Raw genomic sequence first — 18,545 nt, 5'->3', positions numbered from 1 at the left:
CCCAGCGGCGCAAGGTTGTTATGGACACACCTAATGCCTTTGCTGCTTCTCCTATACTTATTAATCTGTTCATAATGGATAGATTAGCGTAGATTTGAGTAGATTCATTGAGTTCTGCTGCTAACCCCAAATATTGCCAGAACCTTACGCATGTATCTACTGGACACCAACATTGTCTCCGAACTACGCAAGCCCCGCCCCCACGGGGGAGTGCTGGCTTGGATAGAAGCCATTGACGATGCTCACCTGCACTTATCCGCCGTCACGCTAGGAGAGATTCAAGCCGGTATTGAACTTACCAGAGCGCAAAATGCCAACAAAGCCACCGAAATAGAGGCTTGGCTCGACTTAGTAGCCCAAACTTATAACGTCCTGCCGATGGATGCAAGCACGTTTAGAGCGTGGGCGCGGCTGATGCACAAAAAATCCAACACCTTGTACGAAGATGCGATGATTGCCGCCACCGCCCAAGTGCATGGCTTGGCCGTAGTTAGTAGGGATGTGGCAGATTTTGCAGCCTTGGGGGTTGAGGTGATAAACCCGTTTGTGCCAACCTGAGCAGGCGCTAAAACCCATCCAAATGCACATACCCGCGCACGCGGGCGGTATGGTGGTCTAGCTAGGGATCGAGGTCATAAGAGCCAGCCCCTGCCATCAAAGCCACATTGCGTTTGCGTGCTGCCCAGAATTTTATGGGAATCTGACCCCAATTTTCTTGCTGGCTGACCGAGGCGGGTCAGAGTTTGCAAGCAAGCTAACCTTGACCGGAATCTTCGCGACAAGCTGGGGGCCACTTTTGGGCGCGCAGACGATGCCACCATGCTAGAAAGTTGAGCGCTGTTTGGCTGTGTTTTTAGGTATCGCCAGTTAACCTAAACGCACATACCCATGCACGGCGGCAGCAACCGCGATGCCCACGGCGATGCCAGCCGCTATTTCCAGGCGCGTATGGCCCATGCGTTCACGCAACGGCGCTCGCTCGGGTGAACTGGCTACCAAGGCATTGATGGCCTGCGCGTGCTTGCCTACTTGGCGGCGCAAGCTGCTTGCGTCTAGCATGACGATAAAAGCCAGCGTCACAGCCACACCAAACGCCGGGTGCGCCAGCCCTTCTTTGAAGGCAATCAGCGCCGCCGTGCTACTAACGATGGCACTGTGGTTGCTGGGTAAGCCGCCATAGCCAATCAAGCCAAACGCCAGCTGCCCGGCGCGCAAACTGTTGACCAAAAATTTCAGCACCCCTGCCACCAGCCAGGTCAAAAAGGGCGTTAGCGCATACGAAAAATCCATCTTCACCCCTGCACTGGCCACAGCGCCCAGCCGCATGTCAGCACCCACAGCACCACCGTAAGCAACAACTGCCAATCCGCCAGCAGGGCATCGGTGGGCGACTCGCCGCCATCCAGCGCCTCCACCACGAACCAATAGCGAAACAAGCCGAACAACACCAGCGGCACAGTAATGACCAGTGCTGGCTTGGCCGACATCACAAACATGCTGTAAAACAACAACGCCCCCGTGGCCGACATTTCCGCGTAGCGATCAACCAGAGCAACAGAGTATTTCTCCAGCACTTTGCGCCCCTCGCTACCGCTTTGGCTCAATTCTTGGCGGCGTTTGACAGCAGCCAAGTACAACGCCAAGCACAGCGTGGTGATGAACATCCAAGAAGACACCGGCACACTCAGCGCCACAGCACCTGCATACACGCGCAACACAAAACCAATCGCAATGGTGAAGATGTCCACCACGGGCTGGTGCTTGAGTACAAAGGTGTAGGCCAGATTGAGCGCAAGATAGGCAGCAATCACCCCCAGCACCTTGGGCACCACAAACCAAGCACCCAGCAGCACGGCATACAGGCCAGCGAGCAAAAACAAAGCCGCAGACACAGATACGACCCCCGCAGCCAGCGGGCGGGATTGGGATTTTTTCGGATGGCGACGGTCACGCTCAATGTCGTGCATGTCGTTGATGACATAGGTGGCTGACGAGGCCACGCAAAACAGCAGCATGGCCCACAGCGCCTGTCCGATTGCTACCGGATCGAGAAACTCGCCGGAAAACATCAGCGGGGCCAGCACGAAACCGTTTTTCACCCACTGTTTGGGCCGCAGGAGCTTGATCAGCCCGCGCAGCTGGGCCCAAGGGGAGTGGGCAGTTACGGTACGATCCATTGTTTTAATCTTGGTGATAACGTTAAATGTTTGCCTCAACCAAGCTGGCTGTTCAGTACGCAATTTTCGCATTGATCGCAACCACAGCGAATATTGGTGCTCAGGACTTGGTGGTGCAAACTTACAACGGCACCGGAGCCATTGTGGCCTCCATCGTAGCGGGCACCGGGGTGGGGCTGGTGGTCAAATACCTCCTCGACAAACGCTATATTTTTCGCTTTCGTGCGGCCAACGTGGCCCATGACACACGTACTTTTGCCCTGTACGCCGCTATGGGCTTGGCCACCACGGTGATTTTCTGGGGCTTTGAGTTTGGTTTTCACTACCTCTTTGCCACGCGCGAAATGCGTTATCTGGGTGGTGCCATCGGTCTGGCGATTGGCTATCTGGCGAAATACCACCTCGACAAGCGCTACGTTTTCCAGAGGCAGCATCCATGAGAGCCGTCTCCTCCTGGGGGCGACTCAGCGCCGACCCGCACCACGTCCTTAGTGCGCGCGACCTGCCAACACTCCAACAAACCTTGCACCACCGCAACAGTCCAAGCGTAGCCTACGGCATGGGCCGCAGTTACGGTGATGCCTGCCTGAACCCCGGTGGCACCCTGTGGCTGACCGGCGGGCTAGACCATTTCATCGCCTTCGACGAGGACAACGGGCGTTTGGTGTGCGAAGCGGGCGTGCTGCTGCGCGACATCCAGCGGCTGGCTGTGCCGCGCGGCTGGATGCTGCCCGTGACACCCGGCACCCAGCTGGTGACGGTAGGCGGCGCGATTGCCAACGATGTCCACGGCAAAAACCACCATGTGCTGGGCAGCTTCGGCGACCACGTGCTGCGCCTGACGCTGCTGCGTACCAACGGCGAAACCATCGAATGCGGCCCACACGAGCGCAGTGATTGGTTTGCAGCCACCGTGGGCGGCGTGGGCTTGACCGGCATCATCACGCAAGCCGAACTGCAACTGCGCCGCACGCCCGGCCCCTGGCTGGACACCGAGACACTGGCCTATGCCAACTTAGACGAGTTTTTCCAGCTGGCCGATGCTTCTGAGGCGCATTGGGAACACACCGTCTCGTGGATTGACTGCATTTCTGGCGGTGGCGGGCGTGGCGTGTTCATGCGCGGCAACCCCGTCGCCACCGCGCCGCGCCCCCTGCCCGCCGCCCAGCAACGCACCATGCCGCTGGTGCCACCGGTGTCGCTGGTCAATCGCTTATCGCTGCGCCCCTTCAATGTGGCCTATTACCACCTGAAGAAATGGCGTGCAGGCCGGGCCATCGCGCATTACGAAGCGTTTTTTTATCCGCTGGACAACCTGCTCGAATGGAACCGCATGTACGGCCCGCGCGGCTTCTTTCAGTACCAAAGTGTGGTGCCGCGTGCCAACGGGCAAGATGCCATCCAGGCCATGCTGCGCGAGATTGCCCGCTCGGGCGACGGCTCCTTTTTGGCGGTGCTTAAAACTTTCGGCAACCGCCAGCCGGTAGGAATGCTGAGCTTTGCACAGCCCGGCGTGACCCTGGCCTTGGATTTTCCCAACCACGGCGCGCGCACACACCGCTTGTTTGAGCGCCTAGACGCCATCGTGCGCGAAGCCCAAGGCCGCATCTACCTGGCCAAAGACGCGCGTATGCCACGTGAGCTGTTCGAGGCAGGCTACCCCCGCCAGCCAGAATTTTTACCCTACCGCGACCCTGGCATCAGCTCGGGCCTTTCGCGCCGCTTAATGGGAAGTTGAATGCCCCCCCAAAAAATCGCCATCATCGGCGCGACTTCAGCGATGGCCGAGCATTGCGCCCGGCTGTGGCTGGCACAGCAGCCCACCACAGAGTTGATCTTGGTAGGCCGCGACCTGCCACGCACCCAGCGGGTGGCTGCCGACTTGCAGGTGCGTAGCCCGCAAGCGCGCATCCATGTCGTGCAGGCTTCGTTTTCAGACCCTGCGGCCATCGACGAGGTGGTGACGGGCATATGCGCCTCTGGCCCGCTCGACATCGCGCTGATTGCCCACGGCGCGCTGCCCGAGCAGGCGCAATGCCAAAACGACCTGCAAGCCTGCCGCGAAGCACTGGACATCAATGGCATCTCGCCGGTGCTCTACGCTGAAGCCTTTGCCAAGCACATGGCGCAAGCCCAGCACGGCACCATCGCGCTGATTGGCTCGGTGGCCGGAGACCGGGGGCGCCAATCCAATTACGTCTATGGCGCCGCCAAGGGCATGGTGGCGCGCTACGCCCAAGGTTTGCAACACCGTTTTGCCGAGAGCGCGGTGAAAGTCGTGCTGATCAAACCTGGCCCCACCGACACCCCCATGACGGCGCACCTTAAAGGGCAAGGTGCCAAGCTGGCCTCGGTAGAAAGTGTTGCCCAGCAGATGGTTGCGGGCATTGCCGCTGGCAAACCCGTGGTGTATGCACCGAAAAAATGGTGGCTCATCATGATGATCATTCGGCTCCTGCCCGGGTTTATTTTCAATAAGATGAAAATTTAGGGATGGTTTCCACAACCCATTTTTTGTTTTTACGATCCAATAAAATCAACCGCTTACGATGATAGATTTGTCAAAATGGGGTTGCACAGAGGTTTCTTAGCGCTTAATTCCTCGAACTGAAATACCAATCAGCTCGACAACCGATTTTTCAGCGTCGCCAATTTTGTTGAAACCATGGCAAGTAAAAAGCCCACCAACAGATCAACGCCATAATGCATTCCCGTCACAATCGCCGCCCACGCAGAAGTTAAAAGCAAAAGGGCAGAAAGTCCGAGCGCCACACCACCATAGCGAATATTCAAAAGGAAGGCTACCGCAGGTGTTGCAACATGGAGTGACGGCATTGCCGCTACAAAGCCATATACTGGTATCTCCGTGAAATAATAGTCACCGGCCCGGACCTTCAGGGAATTGAATGAAATAAACTTCTGTAGCTCTGCCACACGCCAGCTATCAGAAAACCAATTGGGTGCGAGATCCGCGAATTCTCTTTGCATGAATGGCCCCCAGGCTGGAATTAAGATGTATAGAAAAGCACCCACAGCATAGACCAAGAAAAGCGAAGTCACGTAGGTCTCGTACTGTTCTTTACCTTGAATATAGCTCGCAATCGCAAACATTCCGACGATAGGGAAAATCATCTGGTAGCTGATCTCAGCAAGCACTATTTGGCCTTTGCTGCCGTGGGCTTCCTCAATTAGCCAATTTCGCAAGGTTTCGAAACCAAGCAAGGCATCTATTTGCTTTAATGGGATATCGAACTCTCTACCCCACATGAAGACCGACAGCTTAAGAACAGTGAACGCATAACTGACCAGCACTATCCCCACAATCGCAGATGTAATCAAGGGAATTGATTTCTGCATATCTGAGTATGCAGCAACCAAAAACACAACGAGTAGCAGCGCGACAGTCGACAACAAAGAATCTGGCAAGGGAAAAAACAATGCGAAGGCCACAGTTACAGGAACTGCACCCACCAAGTTTTTTTCCCTCGATATCCAATATGTTGCTGGATGCTTTTTCAATGCAACCGCAAGCATCAGGCACAAGGTTAAAGGCCAGGCAAGGGGGTTTCCGAACTCACCCCAGAAAATGGTGAGCGCAGAAGATGGAATAAATCGACCATGAACTGGCCCAAGCCAATGCCACAAGAAAACTGTCAAGACGAATGTGGTCGCGATAGCCAGCCTAATAGTGGTCGCATTTCTCATAAAATAAATTTTCTACATAAAATCTTAACCCACAGCCTCTCGACGGCACTGCTCAACCGCTTCACGCAACTGGGCCGTCCGGTGACGGTGGCGTAGGTACGTCCGGGGCAAGGGGAATGCCGTCTTGTCGCAGAGTTATGCAACAAAGCCAACCCAACTTACCAGGCTTGCCCGCGTTATTTTTAATAAGATGAAAATTTAATCCAAACCCAAATCCTTCTTTTGAATGATTTGCAGAGTGGCAGCATCCACCGTGATAACAGCGCTGTTTCCAAGGCAGTCATAAGATGTTTTTTTATAAACACGCCCATTGAAATGAATTTCATCCCGGTTTTTGATATTTGTTAAATACAATTCTTTTTGAAAATTTAACCGAAAAATAGCAGCAAACCTATCCCAAGTGAAAATATCGCCCCTCAGAACAATGTGCGTATCGTCCCACAACCTTCTGAGTGCTGGCTCCTGCAGTAGATTTTTATAGAAAATTCTGCTCTCCAAATAGCCTGTCGGTATTGATCTTTCATAATGCCCCACCCGGCTACCGCTGGCGGCAGGCAACCTGGCTATAAAGCCATCGGCCAGTGCCAAAGGGTCAATAAAAACATAGTCTGCGCCAGCGGCATAAGGTGTCATGCCTATATTGCACTTCACCAAGTATTTCCCGGTACGACCCCTCAAAGCCACGCCCTCCTGCAAGAAATCATACCTTAACCAATTCCCATAAAACAGTGTGGGCCGAACCCCTAGAAATGGGTAATAGAACCCACGCTCATCGGCCACCCCACTCTTTTCAATATATGGGGCGCTGTAGTAATCCAAAGAAAAATGGGATTCTATTTTTGTGGCAAAAAAAATCAATGCCAAAGCCAGTCCGTAATAGCCAAAATTCTTATTTTTCCGTATAGCACCTGCACTCATCAAGCCAAAAATCAACAACGACACCACCAGAGGAGCCGTCAAAAACCGGCCCGCCATATAATCTCCACCCACATAAAATAGATAGACAAAATACAGCAAAATTCCAAAAGAAAAACTAATATAGCGCTTATCAAAAAAACCCAAGCCAAAGCCCAGCCCAATAAACACCAAGGTGCCCACATCATTTTCTAGGCTGTATTGAATTAAATTCCAACCCTGATGGCTGGACTGGTAAATATCCAAGCCATTTTGCACCTTGGCAATCGCCGTATTGGGCACAAAAGCACCATAATACACCAGCGAAAAAATCAACCACAGCAGCATGGGCGCCAAACCAGCAAGCACCGCAGGAGCGGCCGCTCTTAAAAAACGCACGCCGCCCGCCGAAAAGTCAGCACAAATCAAAAACAACAAAGGCGGAACCACAAAAATAATGGAATCCGGCCTGTTCAGATACAAGAGCGAAAAAAGAAGAAAAAATCCAAAATAATCCCTCTTACCAGACACCCATTTCAACAAAAATAGCGCTAAAAACACATGGGTTAAAGGATTTTCCAGCCCAGAAGACGAATAATCCACAAACGCCGCCGAAGAAATAAAATACAAAGCCACCAGCAAGCTAGAGAAATTGATGCCCCCCAGCAAGCGAAAAACCAGCACCAAAAACAAAATCAAACATGCGGCGCTCAACCCAATCGCAGCCCAATAAGGGTCTCCGCATACCACCACTATCGGCCAAAGCAGAAACATCCACAGTGGATGGGTAAAAACCTGCACGCGCTCGTCGATATTCCAGCGGGGGCCATAGCCATTGATTAAATTATCAATCACCCTGAAGGTAATGAAGGCATCTTCTGTGACCCAGGCAGTCACATAAAACACCCAACCAAACAGGAGCAGCAACAGAAAAAACCATGCCCGCAGCCAAAAAATAGAAGATTGGTGCATTTTTATCCCTCAAATTTATTTTTCACATCCATTGACTTGTAACTCATAGAAACCACAGCAAGCACCACAAGAAAAAGCCCATAAAACAGCAAATTCATGTGCCAGCCCTCAGCCCCCAAGCCATCAAAGATAACAAGGCCAATTCTTAGAAATGTAATAGAAAGCCCTAAGAAAAATACCATTACTGGCAGCCCCCAGCCTCTGCATCGCACTTCCTCCAGCAACTTCGGAAAAACCAAGAAGAGCAAGGGAAAATAATAGCTCCACCCCAAAGGGCTGATGATGAGCATCAAAGGAACCGCCAGAGCAAAAAAACCGTTAAATTGGTTTTTTTCTACCTCCGATGCTATTTGAAACGATAAATAAGCCGCCACCAACACCGTCAATATATTCGCAGACTGCACCCAAGCCCCTCTAGCCGATTCCCAACCAAAGCCATACTCAAAACTCAAAATTCTGTAGAAGAACCCGGTATAAGAGGCGTTCCAATTCACTCCATACCAGTCGATGGTTTTCAGCATGGAAAAATACTGCAAATAACTTTCTACCCCGCCCAAAGCCGCACCCACTAAAGCAAAAACAGCAACCGTAAGCGCCGACGCAAAAAATGCGCGCCAGCTTTTAGCAAAAAATAGCATCAAAATAAAAAAGCCACAGAACAGCTTAATACTCGCAGCCAACCCAATCAAAATACCGCCCGTAATTTTTTTTCCAGTGTTGCAAAAATTCAAGGCAAGCGCCAAGATGAAAAAAATAAAAAATGCCACTTGGCCATAATTAAAATTAGAAAACGATGGGTAATAACTAAAAAATACCAGCTGCACCAAAAAAACCACCACCGCTGGCGGGGGGGCGACCCATATATTTTTCAAAACTAAAAATACACCCATTGCGCCGCAGAGCACTGAAAGCACACTCCACAGAGAAAAAGCAATGCCATAATCAAGAACAACAAATGGCACCATTAAAACGTTAAAAAATGGCGGATTCAAATTGGGATGCAATCCAGAATGAACTTCATTCAGCAATGAACCAGCGCCGCCCACTACAGTATCTTTCGGCCAATAAGCAGACTCCCCGCTCAATAAGCGATGGGCAGAAAGATAGAATTTGTAAAAATCTGATCCAATCGGCGAGCCAAGTTGATCCAGAAATGATTCCAAATAAATCAGAAAAATGATGCCACCCCAAACCAACAGCAGAAACCACAACCACCTTGGCGGTTGCTTGATCATGGCCTCCAGCTCTTTTTGCATAATTTATTCCAGCGATTGAAGTGCATAAAAAAAGCGCCCGAAGGCGCTTTTTTATGCGTGATTATTAAAATCAGGTACCACGGCATTCAGCAGGACGGTACTTGGCAAGCAAAGTACCTGTCTTGCAATCCCACGCAATACGGTCGGTGGGGAGCGTGCCAGCAACCAGGGCAGTCTTGGCCGTACCATAAGTAGGAACGAAAATAATGCTGCCACCACCGGCCTTGGTAGTGGTCGTGACGGTGATGGCACCAGCGGTATCGATAGCCACGCTGGACACGTTATCGGTTGCCGACGGTGCAGTCCAGCCATTGGCAAACGCCATGCCGTTGGCCGCATTCTCAGCAACGGTGGTCTTGGCTGCAGAGGCAGCGACCATCGCTTCAGACACACGACCGCGCACGGTGTAGTCCTGGTAAGCAGGCAGAGCCACAGCGGCCAAAATACCAATGATCGCCACAACGATCATCAGTTCGATCAGGGTGAAACCTTTTTGTACGGAACGCATAGTACGGTTCATAACATCTCTCCTTGGAGTGGGTGCAAACAACAACCTGCAGAAAGATTCTTCAGGTTCGCCAGACTATAAGCAGTTTGCGTGCCAGCTTGGCTTGAGGGGGCTAAGTGCAAGCAGCTGTATCGGCAAGCGGGCAAATCCCCAAAATTTGTAAGGTTTTTTTTACAAAGCCTGCCTTTTTGCGCTGGGGCCTGACATTTTTGTCGTGCAATTGTGTCAAGTCTTGGGACACAGGGCGCGCAGCATGGCTTGGCGCAAGATGGCGTTCATGCGGGTTTGGTAGCCTTTGCCTTGGCTTTTTAACCAGACCAGCACATCCGAATCCAATCGTACAGTGGTGGACGTTTTGGTCGGCTTATAGAACGGGTTTTGCACGGCGTTTTGCCAAAATGCTTCGTCAAGCGGCTCAATCTCGCTGTAATCAATGTCGCTGTCGGGTAGCTCAGACAGTGCCTTGAGTTCAGCTTCTTGCGCTGCCGTCAATGGCGGCAGGTGGTTCAAGTCCACTTCATAGCGAACAGTTTTGTTCATAAAGCGGGCCTCGCGCACCGCTTCGTCCAACGATACTTGGGGTACGCCATGCTTTTTGAGTGCCGCCACCAGCCGTTCTTGGCGGTGCAAAATCGGGGTCAGTGTGCAGCCCCCCATACTTCTACGGCCTGTCTGATGACTTCCGCCAGCAGGCTGGGGCGAACATGCAAAGTGGTGCGCTTGGGAATATCTTGCAGCAGTGCCAGCACCTGTGCTGGCGTGCGTGCGCCAACGCGCCCAGCACGCAACAACAAACCCAGCGTGCCGTGGGTGGTTAAATGCAAACTATTGGCTGCCAGTCGGGCAGCGGTGTCATCGGTCAATAGCGTACCAATCGCTGCTTGCAGACACAGTGTCAGCGCTTCTTGCTCGCCACGGTGCAAGGTGTACAAGGTGCCTACGGCATTGACACGCGCGGAATATCCCGTGACTTCGGCCCTGACCCAGCACACGGATGGATGAGTCAGCGCACCAGGCCGGTGGTGCTCGACCTCGCGCCAAACTGCTTGCGGCACATGCACCTGTGCGTAATCAGAAAGCACATCCAGTGCATCTAACTCGTCCAGATGAATCAATGGCCCCGCATCGGCCACCACCAACAAGCCAGCGGCATCAGTCTTTGCCATGCAGGCCCCAGCGCACGTCTTCCAGAATGAACTGCTCGGCCAATACGTCTTCGTGTGACTCCAAATAGCGCCGCAGCGATTCGTTCACCAACTCTTGCATGTTGCTGGCCCAACCTTGGGCCACTAGGTTTTGTGCCTGTTGCCACAGGCGTTCAGGTATCTGGGCTTGAATGACGTTTGGCATTGCTTGATTCCTTATTACGCGCCTCATCACGGCGCAAACCTTCGCTTAGTATGGTGCGGGTGCCTGACGCTGGCGCGGTGCCAAGTCTATCTCGGGCAGCTGTCCACCCAAAGCGGTCAAGCGTTTAGCCGCCTGTTGCTGGATAAACGCCTTGATGCACTCGCGCATCAATTCAGATTTTTCTATACCCGGAGGTGCCAAGCCCAGCGCTTTGGCAAACAAAGCATCATCAATGGTAACGGTGGTTGGCATGTTTGAACTTTTCCAGGAAAAAAATCGGGGTCAGATTCCCATCCATTTAAGCTTCAGGCTGTTAAGGCAAACCGCCCATTAAACTCAAATTTTATGCGTTTGATTATACGTAAATAATGGGGGTCAGATTCCAATTTATTCTGATTCCGATTTTTCCGGCTTGGGGCCTCGGTTTTTGCTTGCACAGCAGGCCCATTCGCCGTTAGACTCTGGCTTGCTGCGCGTACCAAGCGCGGCACGGGTTTGACAGCCCGGTTTCACTTGGCGCAGTAGCCGCGTCCCCTTTGTGAGGGCAGCGGCTTTTTGTTTCATGCACTGCGCGCATGGCCCGTTTTTGGTGGGCTGTGTGGGGACGCCCGCAAAGGCGTGCCGGGTCCAAGTGCCGGTCTGTCAACCCCGCATGGTCTGCCACCCAACCTTTTGACAGGGGAAGGGTGACGGGTTTATCACTTGTCCACTTGGAGCCATCATGGCTGACACCTTCTCCCGCACTAGCACCGCGCCGCCCAGCGCGCAGGTGTTGCAACGCACTTTGCAGCAATTAGAAATTTTGCTGGCCGAGCCAGCACACAGCCGCAATGGCACTTGGTGCCAACAACGCCAACGCGCTTTGCTGTGGCGCAACCGCCCATGTTTGCAGTTGTTGGCCGGTTTTGCCGCCGATGGCAGCACCGATTTGCTGTTTGCCGCCATGACGCAGCGCGCGCATTAAGTCGCCGCGTACCCGCGTTTTTTTCTTCTTTTCTGGCGTTTTGCTGTTTTTTGCTGCCTAAGGCGGCCAGCGTCTGCGCGCCTGTGGGTTGTGTTTTCTCTGTGCGGAGAGGTTTTGCCATGTCCGAGATGTTTTCTATTACCCGCGCCAGTTTGCGGATGGGCCGTGCCGCTTGGCAGTGTTCCTTACCCAGCGGGGCCAAATTGGTGCTGCTTTGTATCTTGCACCACTACAACGATGCGCGCGGCATGGCCTTCCCGTCGGTGGGGCGGGTGGCGCGTTTGTGTGGACTGCACAAACGCACGGTGCAAAGCCATATTGCCCAGCTGGAAAAAATGGGCGTGTTGCAGGTGGGCAAAATGCCGGGCATCAGCACGCATGTGTACCGCGTGAATGAGGAGGCTTTGGCCCCGACGCTGGCAGAAAATTTATCCACTGAGGTGGTGTTTTCAGCACCGAAAGGCGGTGATTTTTCCGCCAGCAGTGCAGAAATCGCCACCCAGAACGGATTGAACGCATTTGAACCGACAAAGATAACGGAAGCGTCAGCGCCTGTGCCTGAACCTGCGCCTGTGGTGCAACCAGCAGTGTTGTCATCTTCCTCATCGTCTTCTTTATTTTTAGCCGCTCTGCAAAACCCCGAAGACCAAAGCGCACTAGAGGCTTGGCAACAGGTGCGCCATGCCAAAAAGCGCCCTGCTTTGCCCAACGCCTTGCAATGCCAACAATTGCTAGACCATGCAGCGAGTTTGGGCAAACCCTTGGGCTGGGTAGTGCAGGTGATGGCGCTTAATGATTGGGCTGGGTTTGACCCGGCATGGCTCAATAACCAACGCCCGCCACCACGTTTGCCGGTGGTGGCCACGCTGGCTGCCAGCAGCAGTCAAGCACCAGCTACGCCGCCTTATCAACCACCTGCGCCGGTCTATCCACCCGTGAGCGCCGAAGAAAGCGCCCAAGCCAAAGCGCGCTTGTTTGGCCTGTTAGAACAATGGCGCGGCCCCGAGCCTACGCAGTGGGAGCCAATTCAACCTTGCGGTGTCGCTTGGGCCGACAACATCATTGCCAGAGCTTTGCGCGGCGAGCCGGTAGGTTTTACCGCACTGGACATGGCTTGCGCGGTGGCCAAGGTGTCGCGGCGGGCGGTGCGCGCTGCGGCCAAGGCGCAAAAGGCAGCGTTGGAATGAAAAATGAGCGTCTGACCCCCATTTTTCCGCTATGCCAAAAAACGCCCTGCTTTGCCCAACGCCTTGCAATGCCAACAATTGCTAGACCATGCGGCCAGTTTGGGCAAACCTTTGGGCTGGGTGGTGCAGGTCTGTTAGAACAATGGCGTGGCCCAGAGCCTACGCAGTGGGAGCCGATCAAGCCTTGCGGTGTCGCTTGGGTAGGGGCCATGCTGGCCCACACCGTGACAGACATGCCGCGTGCAGCCATCAACCGAGCATCAGCACGTAAGCCCTGCTTGCAGAGCGAACAACACCACCCCTCTTACCACCTAGACTACCCTGGTGCGCCTGCGTCTTGCTGAAGCGTGCATCGCTGGCCTAAATGTCAAAGCGGTGGTGCGTCCACTTGGCTGTTGACCTGATCAATGGCGATAAACCTCCTTACGATTACCGATGCGTACAACAAGGATACGCAAAGCACCGTCCTCGATGCTGGCGATGATTCGCCAGTCCCCAACGCGGTACTTCCAAAAGGATCCAAGCTGGGAACCTTTGAGGGCTTCCCCGATGCTACGCGGCTCGTCGAGCTGGGCGACACATCCATGCAAGAAAGCGAGGATACGCCGTGCTGCCTGCGGGTCGATCTTGCCTAGCTCACGCTCGGCGGCAGGGTCGAGCTCAACCTTCCAAGCCATAGCGCTTCATTACTTCTTCAAGCGGTATGGTTTGGGTCTTGCCTGCGCGAATGTCAATCAGGCGTTGCTCTGCAAGATACAAATCTTCGAGGTCGTCCAAGTGCTCAAGGATGGCTTCTCGGGCATAGAAAGTTTTGGTGCGCCCGGTCGCCTGTGCCAGTGCTTCAAGGCGGTTTTCCACTTCAGCTGGTAGTCGGATGGCTAACATTTTTGGCTCCTATTTTGAAAACGCTATACAAGTATAGCCATGTTGCCAAATTCGTCGATTTTTTGCCCCGATAAAAGGAATGCTTATCGGGAACTATCCCAAGAAACAGGACCAATGGGGTAGGCCAAAGACTGGGTACGATGCCCCATCAAAGGACAGTCCCGTCAAGCCCCCCGGCGCTGCACCACCTCCCAGCCCTTGCAGGCCAGTGCGATGTAACGTGGCACAGGCCGCGCACCCGTGCCATAGGCGCTCATGGTGCGTGATGTCATTCCCAGTGCTTGGGCAGCTTGCGACAGACTCAAACCATAGCGAGCGCGCCATTGGGCAAAGATGCGTGTGTTCTCATCCGCAGCATTCTGTGCTTGCGCGTCTAGCCATAGCGTGTCAGCACCAATTTGAATGTCCAGTGCTGGCCACTCCACTGTCCAGCCTTCGCCGTCAATCAGTGTGGCCGTGGCGAAGACCTTGGAATCGTGCAACCGAGCGAGGCCGGGCGACTCCTCCAACAAGGGCTTAAAGTCCAGTATGTAGGCTTGGCCATTGACAAATTCCAAACGCATTTTGAACTCGGCCAAAACCTCAATGCCCGCTAGACGGGCGCGTTTCATGTGTGCCATAGGTGCCACTCTTTCCATAAATCAGCCAAGTTGACCTCAACCCATTGCATGACTTCAGCGCGCAGGCCGCGCGGCCATGCGCCATCAGTAGCCAAGGTATCGAAGTAAATGATGACGTCCACCTCGCCACCCACCAAATTTTCTCCAAACGGAGACCTATTTCCGCAAGCGCCAAGCGCATAGTCAAGCATGACCCATAGCGAATAAACTCAGCTTGACCCAAGCCACGGTTTGGCCGCCAGCACTTCTCTTGTCTTATCGTTGCAGCACCATGTCCATCACTCTCCAGCAGGCATTCCAGCGCACGCTTAAACAGCGCGCGTTTTCTCAGAGCGCGGTGCTGCACCGGGTGCAGTGCGTCATGCGGTCGCTTCCATTTTTTTAGGCACGCTCGCTATGTCCACCAGCCTTTGGGATGCCCCCATTTGGCAAGACCCCGGCACTTGGATTGTGCTGGGGATTTCTTTGCTGTTTTTAGTCGTGGGTTGGGCTATACACCGTAGCATCCTGAAAGTGATGCGCTCACCCAGCACCGCGCCGCCCCCAGCGCCCGGCCAAAAGCCGCCCCCGCCGCATTAATCCCTTCCCTTTCCCTTACCAGCCCCCAGCACGCACCATGTCTGACATTCTCAAAACCATCTGCGACGTCAAAGTCCAAGAAGTTGCCGCCGCCAAAAATCGCAAATCTTTGTCGGCCATGCGTGCCGATGCCGAAAGCCGCGTCCTGACACGCGATTTTGTCGCTGCTTTGCGCGCCAAAATCTCCCTCGGCCAAGCCGCTGTGATTGCCGAAGTGAAAAAAGCCAGCCCGAGCAAGGGCGTGATTCGGGCCGACTTCATTCCGGCGGATATTGCCCAAAGCTACGCCGAGGGCGACGGCAAAATTAGCGCTGCTTGCTTGTCGGTACTGACCGACCGCTCGTTCTTTCAGGGCAGTGTCGATGCGCTCAAGCAGGCGCGTGCCAGTTGCCAACTGCCAGTGTTGCGCAAAGACTTCTTGGTCGATGCCTACCAAGTCTATGAAGCCCGCGCTATGGGGGCCGATGCCATCTTGTTGATTGCCGCCTGCTTGGACGATGCCCAAATGCAAGACTTTGAGGCCATTGCACGCAGCTTGGATATGGCCGTGTTGGTCGAGGTGCATGATGCTGCCGAGTTAGAGCGGGCACTCAAACTCAAAACCCCGCTGCTGGGCATTAACAACCGCAATCTACGTACTTTTGAGGTCAGCTTACAAACCACGCTCGATTTGCAACGCTATGTGCCGCAAGACCGTTTGTTGGTCACCGAATCGGGCATTTTGACCCCAGCAGATGTCAAAACCATGCGCGATGCGGGTATACACAGCTTTTTGGTCGGCGAAGCCTTTATGCGCGCCCCCGAACCAGGGCTGGAACTGGCCAAACTGTTTGCCTAAACCCCGTTAGGAGACTCTCCCCATGCAAAAGATGGTTGTTTGTTTATCGGTACTGGCCGCTGCTGCCACCGCGCTGCCCGTAGCAGCGCAGCAAGACCCCGAGTTGCTCACGCAAGCGCGCAGCATCGCCAGCGAGATACCGCCCAAACTGCTGGCGGTGCTGCAAGAGGAAATCACCAAGGGCGGGCCAGAAGAGGCGATGGCCGTCTGCCGAGAGAAAGCCCCGCAGATGGCCAAGGCGGCTTCAGAAAAAACCGGCTGGAACATTCGCCGCGTCAGCCTGAAGAACCGCAACCCCAACGCCACCCCCGATGCGTGGGAAAAGGCAGCACTAGAAGAATTTGAGCAGCGCCAAGCCGCCGGGCAAGCCCCGTCCACGCTGGAGAAGGGCGAACTCATCACCGAAGGCACGGTGCCAACGTACCGCTATATCAAGGCTTTGCCTACACAAACTTTGTGCCTGAGCTGCCACGGCAGTCCAGACAACTTTAGCCCCAGTTTTAAGGCCAAGTTGCACGCCTTGTATCCACACGATAAGGCCACCGGCTATGCACCCGGCCAAATCCGTGGCGCTATTACGCTCAAGCGCGCGCTCTAAAGCCTGCCAGCTATGCAACAACAAGCTGCATTGACCCAGCTGGGCAGCGCTACCCCAACCGATTGGCCGATAGCGCCCGGTTGGCAAGCGCTGGTGGATGATTTTTTTGCCAGCACCAGCGGCCAACAACTCTTGGCTTTTTTGCAAGCACGCTTGCAAGCTGGGGCCAGCATTTTTCCGCCGCAACCCTTGCGGGCGCTAGAACTGACACCACCCGAAGCGGTGCGCGTGGTGATTTTGGGGCAAGACCCCTACCACGGACGTGGACAGGCCGAGGGACTAGCATTCTCCGTCGCCCCCGGTGTCGGTTTGCCGCCCTCGTTACGCAATATTTTCAAAGAATTGCAGCGCGATGTAGGCACGCCTTGGCCCGCGTTTCCAGAGCCGGGCGGCAGCTTGGTCAACTGGGCCAAAAATGGCGTGTTGCTGCTCAATACCTGCCTGACGGTAGAAGAAGGGCAAGCCGCCAGCCACGCGGGCAAAGGCTGGGAGGGCTTCACCGATGCCATCATCACCCAAGTCGCCCAAGGGCCGCGCGCCGTGGTGTTTATGTTGTGGGGTTCGCACGCCCAATCCAAACGGGCCTTGATTCCGACCGACCGGGGCCATTTGGTGCTGGTGGCCAACCATCCCTCGCCGCTATCGGCCTTGCGCCCACCGCTGCCGTTTATCGGTTGCGGCCATTTTGGGCAGGCACGGGCTTTTAAGCTGGCGCAGCAGGCCCCAAACACCAAAAAACCGGTGTAACAATCCATCCCTGCATTTTTTCACCTACGCACGGAGACCCGCATGGAACAGCAACCATTTTTAGACATGCCCGACAACCAAGGCTACTTTGGCGAGTATGGCGGCCAGTTGATTCCGCCACAGCTCAAGGCGGTGATGGACGACATCAACAGCGCTTACGAGCAAGTGCGCCAAACCAAAGCCTTTCAAGAGGAATTGGCCGAGCTGTATGCCCACTATGTGGGCCGCCCCAGCCCGATTTTTTATGCCAAGCGGCTGTCACAGCGCCAAGGCGGCGCGCGCATTGTGCTCAAGCGCGAAGACCTGAACCACACCGGCGCGCACAAAATCAACCATTGTTTGGGCGAAGCCCTGTTGGCCAAGCACATGGGCAAAACCAAGGTGCTGGCCGAAACCGGTGCCGGTCAGCATGGCGTGGCGTTGGCTTCGGCCTGTGCCTTGGTGGGCATTGATTGCGAAATTCACATGGGCGAAGTGGACATCGCCAAAGAGCATCCCAACGTCGTCAAAATGAAAATTTTGGGCTGCAAGCTGGTGCCGGTAACACGCGGCACGCGCACGCTCAAAGATGCCGTCGATAGCGCGTTTGAAGAGTACCTGAAAGACCCGGTCAACTTTATTTACGCGATTGGCTCGGTGGTGGGGCCACATCCGTTCCCGAAGATGGTGCGCGATTTTCAAAGCATTGTCGGACGCGAAGCGCGCGCCCAATGCCTGACCCAACATGGCCGCCTGCCCGATATGGTGGTGGCCTGCGTCGGTGGTGGCTCTAACGCCATCGGCATTTTTACCGAATTTTTGCCCGATGCGGCAGTGCAACTGGTGGGCGTAGAGCCTGCGGGCAAGGGTTTGGATACACCCGACCACGCCGCCACGATGGCGCGCGGCACCAAGGGTGCGCTGCACGGCTTTGCCTGCTACACCTTGCAAGACGCGCAAGGCGAGCCGCTGCCGGTGTATTCGATTGCCTCGGGTTTGGATTACCCCGGCGTGGGGCCACAGCATTGCTACCTGAAAGACATTGGCCGGGTGCAGTACGAATCCGTCACCGACGACGAATGCCTGGATGCCTTCATGACGCTGTCGCGCACCGAGGGCATCATTCCGGCATTAGAAAGCGCCCATGCGGTGGCCTATGCCATGAAAGTCGCCAAAACCATGTCGCCCGAGCAAACCATTTTGGTCAACCTGTCGGGCCGTGGCGATAAGGATGCCGATTTTGTAGCGCAGCATTTGGGGCTTTAATTCTGCCCTATGCCTTGCCT

The 18,545-nt window shown here is 54.6% G+C and carries 26 protein-coding genes; 12 read left to right on the top strand and 14 right to left on the bottom strand.

All coding sequences use genetic code 11. The annotated features are described in order from the left end of the window. The first annotated feature begins 150 nt into the window (after window positions 1–150). Complete coding sequence (locus tag PHX60_RS09935; protein WP_300077119.1) at window positions 151–558, top strand: type II toxin-antitoxin system VapC family toxin; 408 nt, start codon at window positions 151–153, stop codon at window positions 556–558. Between the two features lie 309 nt (window positions 559–867). Here PHX60_RS09935 and PHX60_RS09930 read toward each other — a convergent pair whose 3' ends face one another. Further along, a complete protein-coding gene (locus tag PHX60_RS09930) occupies window positions 868–1,290 on the bottom strand; it encodes a divergent PAP2 family protein (protein ID WP_300077118.1) in 423 nt (140 codons plus the stop codon). 2 nt (window positions 1,291–1,292) lie between these two features. Next, window positions 1,293–2,177, bottom strand: a complete 885-nt coding sequence (locus tag PHX60_RS09925) for a decaprenyl-phosphate phosphoribosyltransferase (protein WP_300077117.1) — start codon at window positions 2,175–2,177, stop codon at window positions 1,293–1,295. 26 nt (window positions 2,178–2,203) lie between these two features. Between PHX60_RS09925 and PHX60_RS09920 the strand changes: the two genes are divergently transcribed. Genes PHX60_RS09920 through PHX60_RS09910 form a run of 3 tightly spaced genes read left to right on the top strand, consistent with a single transcriptional unit; the run spans window position 2,204 to window position 4,668 of the window. Further along, window positions 2,204–2,617 carry a GtrA family protein gene (locus tag PHX60_RS09920; RefSeq protein ID WP_300077116.1) on the top strand — a complete coding sequence of 138 codons (414 nt, stop codon included), beginning with the start codon at window positions 2,204–2,206 and terminating at the stop codon, window positions 2,615–2,617. Next, window positions 2,614–3,915, top strand: a complete 1,302-nt coding sequence (locus tag PHX60_RS09915; RefSeq protein WP_300077115.1) for an FAD-binding oxidoreductase — start codon at window positions 2,614–2,616, stop codon at window positions 3,913–3,915. Before PHX60_RS09920 ends, PHX60_RS09915 begins: the two co-directional genes overlap by 4 nt. Then, complete coding sequence (locus PHX60_RS09910; protein WP_300077114.1) at window positions 3,916–4,668, top strand: SDR family NAD(P)-dependent oxidoreductase; 753 nt, start codon at window positions 3,916–3,918, stop codon at window positions 4,666–4,668. It abuts the gene before it with no gap. 128 nt (window positions 4,669–4,796) lie between these two features. On the opposite strand, the gene PHX60_RS09905 is transcribed toward PHX60_RS09910, so the two are convergent. The 8 genes from PHX60_RS09905 to PHX60_RS09870 all read right to left on the bottom strand — a co-directional run bounded on the left by PHX60_RS09905 (window position 4,797) and on the right by PHX60_RS09870 (window position 11,114). Next, window positions 4,797–5,882 (bottom strand): phosphatase PAP2 family protein, encoded by a 1,086-nt coding sequence (locus tag PHX60_RS09905; protein WP_300077113.1) that lies wholly within the window; start codon window positions 5,880–5,882, stop codon window positions 4,797–4,799. Between the two features lie 198 nt (window positions 5,883–6,080). Further along, on the bottom strand, window positions 6,081–7,748 hold the full coding sequence (locus tag PHX60_RS09900) for a hypothetical protein (protein ID WP_300077112.1): 1,668 nt from the start codon (window positions 7,746–7,748) through the stop codon (window positions 6,081–6,083). Between the two features lie 2 nt (window positions 7,749–7,750). Beyond that, window positions 7,751–9,004 carry a glycosyltransferase family 87 protein gene (locus PHX60_RS09895; protein WP_300077111.1) on the bottom strand — a complete coding sequence of 418 codons (1,254 nt, stop codon included), beginning with the start codon at window positions 9,002–9,004 and terminating at the stop codon, window positions 7,751–7,753. A 70-nt stretch (window positions 9,005–9,074) separates the two neighbouring features. Continuing rightward, window positions 9,075–9,512, bottom strand: a complete 438-nt coding sequence (locus PHX60_RS09890) for a pilin (protein WP_300077121.1) — start codon at window positions 9,510–9,512, stop codon at window positions 9,075–9,077. A gap of 225 nt (window positions 9,513–9,737) precedes the next feature. After that, the gene (locus PHX60_RS09885) at window positions 9,738–10,052 is read right to left on the bottom strand and encodes a BrnA antitoxin family protein (protein WP_366144377.1); all 315 of its coding nucleotides are present in this window, start codon (window positions 10,050–10,052) and stop codon (window positions 9,738–9,740) included. 98 nt (window positions 10,053–10,150) lie between these two features. After that, entirely contained in the window at window positions 10,151–10,678 is a 528-nt protein-coding gene (locus tag PHX60_RS09880) for a hypothetical protein (protein WP_300077109.1), read from the bottom strand. Next, entirely contained in the window at window positions 10,665–10,862 is a 198-nt protein-coding gene (locus PHX60_RS09875) for a hypothetical protein (RefSeq protein WP_300077108.1), read from the bottom strand. The genes PHX60_RS09880 and PHX60_RS09875 overlap by 14 nt, the downstream gene beginning before the upstream one ends. Window positions 10,863–10,907: 45 nt before the next feature. Continuing rightward, window positions 10,908–11,114, bottom strand: coding sequence for a type II toxin-antitoxin system VapB family antitoxin (locus PHX60_RS09870; protein WP_300077107.1), 207 nt, complete (start codon window positions 11,112–11,114; stop codon window positions 10,908–10,910). 469 nt (window positions 11,115–11,583) lie between these two features. On the opposite strand from PHX60_RS09870, the gene PHX60_RS09865 reads away from it, so the two are divergent. The 3 genes from PHX60_RS09865 to PHX60_RS09855 all read left to right on the top strand — a co-directional run bounded on the left by PHX60_RS09865 (window position 11,584) and on the right by PHX60_RS09855 (window position 13,357). After that, on the top strand, window positions 11,584–11,826 hold the full coding sequence (locus PHX60_RS09865) for a hypothetical protein (RefSeq protein ID WP_300077106.1): 243 nt from the start codon (window positions 11,584–11,586) through the stop codon (window positions 11,824–11,826). Window positions 11,827–11,945: 119 nt separating this feature from the next. After that, the gene (locus PHX60_RS09860) at window positions 11,946–13,013 is read left to right on the top strand and encodes a helix-turn-helix domain-containing protein (protein WP_300077105.1); all 1,068 of its coding nucleotides are present in this window, start codon (window positions 11,946–11,948) and stop codon (window positions 13,011–13,013) included. Between the two features lie 68 nt (window positions 13,014–13,081). Next, the gene (locus PHX60_RS09855; RefSeq protein WP_300077104.1) at window positions 13,082–13,357 is read left to right on the top strand and encodes a hypothetical protein; all 276 of its coding nucleotides are present in this window, start codon (window positions 13,082–13,084) and stop codon (window positions 13,355–13,357) included. Between the two features lie 60 nt (window positions 13,358–13,417). Here the strand turns inward: PHX60_RS09855 and PHX60_RS09850 are convergent, their stop codons facing one another. From PHX60_RS09850 to PHX60_RS09835, 4 genes are all read right to left on the bottom strand, one after another. Next, entirely contained in the window at window positions 13,418–13,690 is a 273-nt protein-coding gene (locus PHX60_RS09850) for a type II toxin-antitoxin system RelE/ParE family toxin (protein WP_300077103.1), read from the bottom strand. Next, window positions 13,674–13,898 (bottom strand): DUF6290 family protein, encoded by a 225-nt coding sequence (locus tag PHX60_RS09845; RefSeq protein WP_300077102.1) that lies wholly within the window; start codon window positions 13,896–13,898, stop codon window positions 13,674–13,676. The genes PHX60_RS09850 and PHX60_RS09845 overlap by 17 nt, the downstream gene beginning before the upstream one ends. 164 nt (window positions 13,899–14,062) lie before the next feature. Next, on the bottom strand, window positions 14,063–14,518 hold the full coding sequence (locus tag PHX60_RS09840) for a DUF2442 domain-containing protein (protein WP_300077101.1): 456 nt from the start codon (window positions 14,516–14,518) through the stop codon (window positions 14,063–14,065). Then, window positions 14,506–14,640 (bottom strand): hypothetical protein, encoded by a 135-nt coding sequence (locus tag PHX60_RS09835; RefSeq protein ID WP_300077100.1) that lies wholly within the window; start codon window positions 14,638–14,640, stop codon window positions 14,506–14,508. Before PHX60_RS09835 ends, PHX60_RS09840 begins: the two co-directional genes overlap by 13 nt. Before the next feature lie 274 nt (window positions 14,641–14,914). Here PHX60_RS09835 and PHX60_RS09830 point away from each other — a divergent pair, with 274 nt between their 5' ends. From PHX60_RS09830 to trpB, 5 genes are read left to right on the top strand one after another with little or no spacing between them, the layout of a single operon-like run. Beyond that, complete coding sequence (locus PHX60_RS09830; RefSeq protein ID WP_300077099.1) at window positions 14,915–15,097, top strand: hypothetical protein; 183 nt, start codon at window positions 14,915–14,917, stop codon at window positions 15,095–15,097. 37 nt (window positions 15,098–15,134) lie between these two features. After that, complete coding sequence (trpC, locus tag PHX60_RS09825; protein ID WP_300077098.1) at window positions 15,135–15,935, top strand: indole-3-glycerol phosphate synthase TrpC; 801 nt, start codon at window positions 15,135–15,137, stop codon at window positions 15,933–15,935. A gap of 22 nt (window positions 15,936–15,957) precedes the next feature. After that, entirely contained in the window at window positions 15,958–16,533 is a 576-nt protein-coding gene (locus PHX60_RS09820; RefSeq protein ID WP_300077097.1) for a DUF3365 domain-containing protein, read from the top strand. 12 nt (window positions 16,534–16,545) lie between these two features. Then, entirely contained in the window at window positions 16,546–17,280 is a 735-nt protein-coding gene (locus tag PHX60_RS09815; protein ID WP_300077096.1) for a uracil-DNA glycosylase, read from the top strand. Between the two features lie 42 nt (window positions 17,281–17,322). Continuing rightward, the gene (trpB, locus tag PHX60_RS09810; RefSeq protein ID WP_300077095.1) at window positions 17,323–18,525 is read left to right on the top strand and encodes a tryptophan synthase subunit beta; all 1,203 of its coding nucleotides are present in this window, start codon (window positions 17,323–17,325) and stop codon (window positions 18,523–18,525) included. Window positions 18,526–18,545: the final 20 nt, after the last annotated feature.

Origin of the sequence: Giesbergeria sp., assembly GCF_028686475.1 — a bacterium.
GTDB lineage: Bacteria > Pseudomonadota > Gammaproteobacteria > Burkholderiales > Burkholderiaceae_C > Simplicispira.
The sequence above is the reverse complement of the archived record's forward strand: the minus strand, read 5'-3'. Positions and strand labels throughout refer to the sequence as shown.

What these genes read in the sequence shown, in the direction of transcription:
- PHX60_RS09860 (WP_300077105.1), top strand. Translation starts at nt 11,946, where the DNA reads ATGTCCGAGATGTTTTCTATTACCCGCGCCAGTTTGCGGATGGGCCGT.
- PHX60_RS09925 (WP_300077117.1), bottom strand. Translation starts at nt 2,177, where the DNA reads ATGGATCGTACCGTAACTGCCCACTCCCCTTGGGCCCAGCTGCGCGGG.
- PHX60_RS09905 (WP_300077113.1), bottom strand. Translation starts at nt 5,882, where the DNA reads ATGAGAAATGCGACCACTATTAGGCTGGCTATCGCGACCACATTCGTC.
- PHX60_RS09840 (WP_300077101.1), bottom strand. Translation starts at nt 14,518, where the DNA reads ATGGCACACATGAAACGCGCCCGTCTAGCGGGCATTGAGGTTTTGGCC.
- PHX60_RS09865 (WP_300077106.1), top strand. Translation starts at nt 11,584, where the DNA reads ATGGCTGACACCTTCTCCCGCACTAGCACCGCGCCGCCCAGCGCGCAG.
- PHX60_RS09855 (WP_300077104.1), top strand. Translation starts at nt 13,082, where the DNA reads ATGCCAACAATTGCTAGACCATGCGGCCAGTTTGGGCAAACCTTTGGG.
- PHX60_RS09875 (WP_300077108.1), bottom strand. Translation starts at nt 10,862, where the DNA reads ATGCCAAACGTCATTCAAGCCCAGATACCTGAACGCCTGTGGCAACAG.
- PHX60_RS09815 (WP_300077096.1), top strand. Translation starts at nt 16,546, where the DNA reads ATGCAACAACAAGCTGCATTGACCCAGCTGGGCAGCGCTACCCCAACC.
- trpC (WP_300077098.1), top strand. Translation starts at nt 15,135, where the DNA reads ATGTCTGACATTCTCAAAACCATCTGCGACGTCAAAGTCCAAGAAGTT.
- PHX60_RS09850 (WP_300077103.1), bottom strand. Translation starts at nt 13,690, where the DNA reads ATGGCTTGGAAGGTTGAGCTCGACCCTGCCGCCGAGCGTGAGCTAGGC.
- PHX60_RS09910 (WP_300077114.1), top strand. Translation starts at nt 3,916, where the DNA reads ATGCCCCCCCAAAAAATCGCCATCATCGGCGCGACTTCAGCGATGGCC.
- PHX60_RS09885 (WP_366144377.1), bottom strand. Translation starts at nt 10,052, where the DNA reads ATGAACAAAACTGTTCGCTATGAAGTGGACTTGAACCACCTGCCGCCA.
- PHX60_RS09935 (WP_300077119.1), top strand. Translation starts at nt 151, where the DNA reads ATGTATCTACTGGACACCAACATTGTCTCCGAACTACGCAAGCCCCGC.
- PHX60_RS09895 (WP_300077111.1), bottom strand. Translation starts at nt 9,004, where the DNA reads ATGCAAAAAGAGCTGGAGGCCATGATCAAGCAACCGCCAAGGTGGTTG.
- PHX60_RS09845 (WP_300077102.1), bottom strand. Translation starts at nt 13,898, where the DNA reads ATGTTAGCCATCCGACTACCAGCTGAAGTGGAAAACCGCCTTGAAGCA.
- PHX60_RS09930 (WP_300077118.1), bottom strand. Translation starts at nt 1,290, where the DNA reads ATGGATTTTTCGTATGCGCTAACGCCCTTTTTGACCTGGCTGGTGGCA.
- PHX60_RS09870 (WP_300077107.1), bottom strand. Translation starts at nt 11,114, where the DNA reads ATGCCAACCACCGTTACCATTGATGATGCTTTGTTTGCCAAAGCGCTG.
- PHX60_RS09880 (WP_300077109.1), bottom strand. Translation starts at nt 10,678, where the DNA reads ATGGCAAAGACTGATGCCGCTGGCTTGTTGGTGGTGGCCGATGCGGGG.
- PHX60_RS09890 (WP_300077121.1), bottom strand. Translation starts at nt 9,512, where the DNA reads ATGCGTTCCGTACAAAAAGGTTTCACCCTGATCGAACTGATGATCGTT.
- PHX60_RS09915 (WP_300077115.1), top strand. Translation starts at nt 2,614, where the DNA reads ATGAGAGCCGTCTCCTCCTGGGGGCGACTCAGCGCCGACCCGCACCAC.
- PHX60_RS09900 (WP_300077112.1), bottom strand. Translation starts at nt 7,748, where the DNA reads ATGCACCAATCTTCTATTTTTTGGCTGCGGGCATGGTTTTTTCTGTTG.
- PHX60_RS09830 (WP_300077099.1), top strand. Translation starts at nt 14,915, where the DNA reads ATGTCCACCAGCCTTTGGGATGCCCCCATTTGGCAAGACCCCGGCACT.
- PHX60_RS09820 (WP_300077097.1), top strand. Translation starts at nt 15,958, where the DNA reads ATGCAAAAGATGGTTGTTTGTTTATCGGTACTGGCCGCTGCTGCCACC.
- PHX60_RS09920 (WP_300077116.1), top strand. Translation starts at nt 2,204, where the DNA reads ATGTTTGCCTCAACCAAGCTGGCTGTTCAGTACGCAATTTTCGCATTG.
- trpB (WP_300077095.1), top strand. Translation starts at nt 17,323, where the DNA reads ATGGAACAGCAACCATTTTTAGACATGCCCGACAACCAAGGCTACTTT.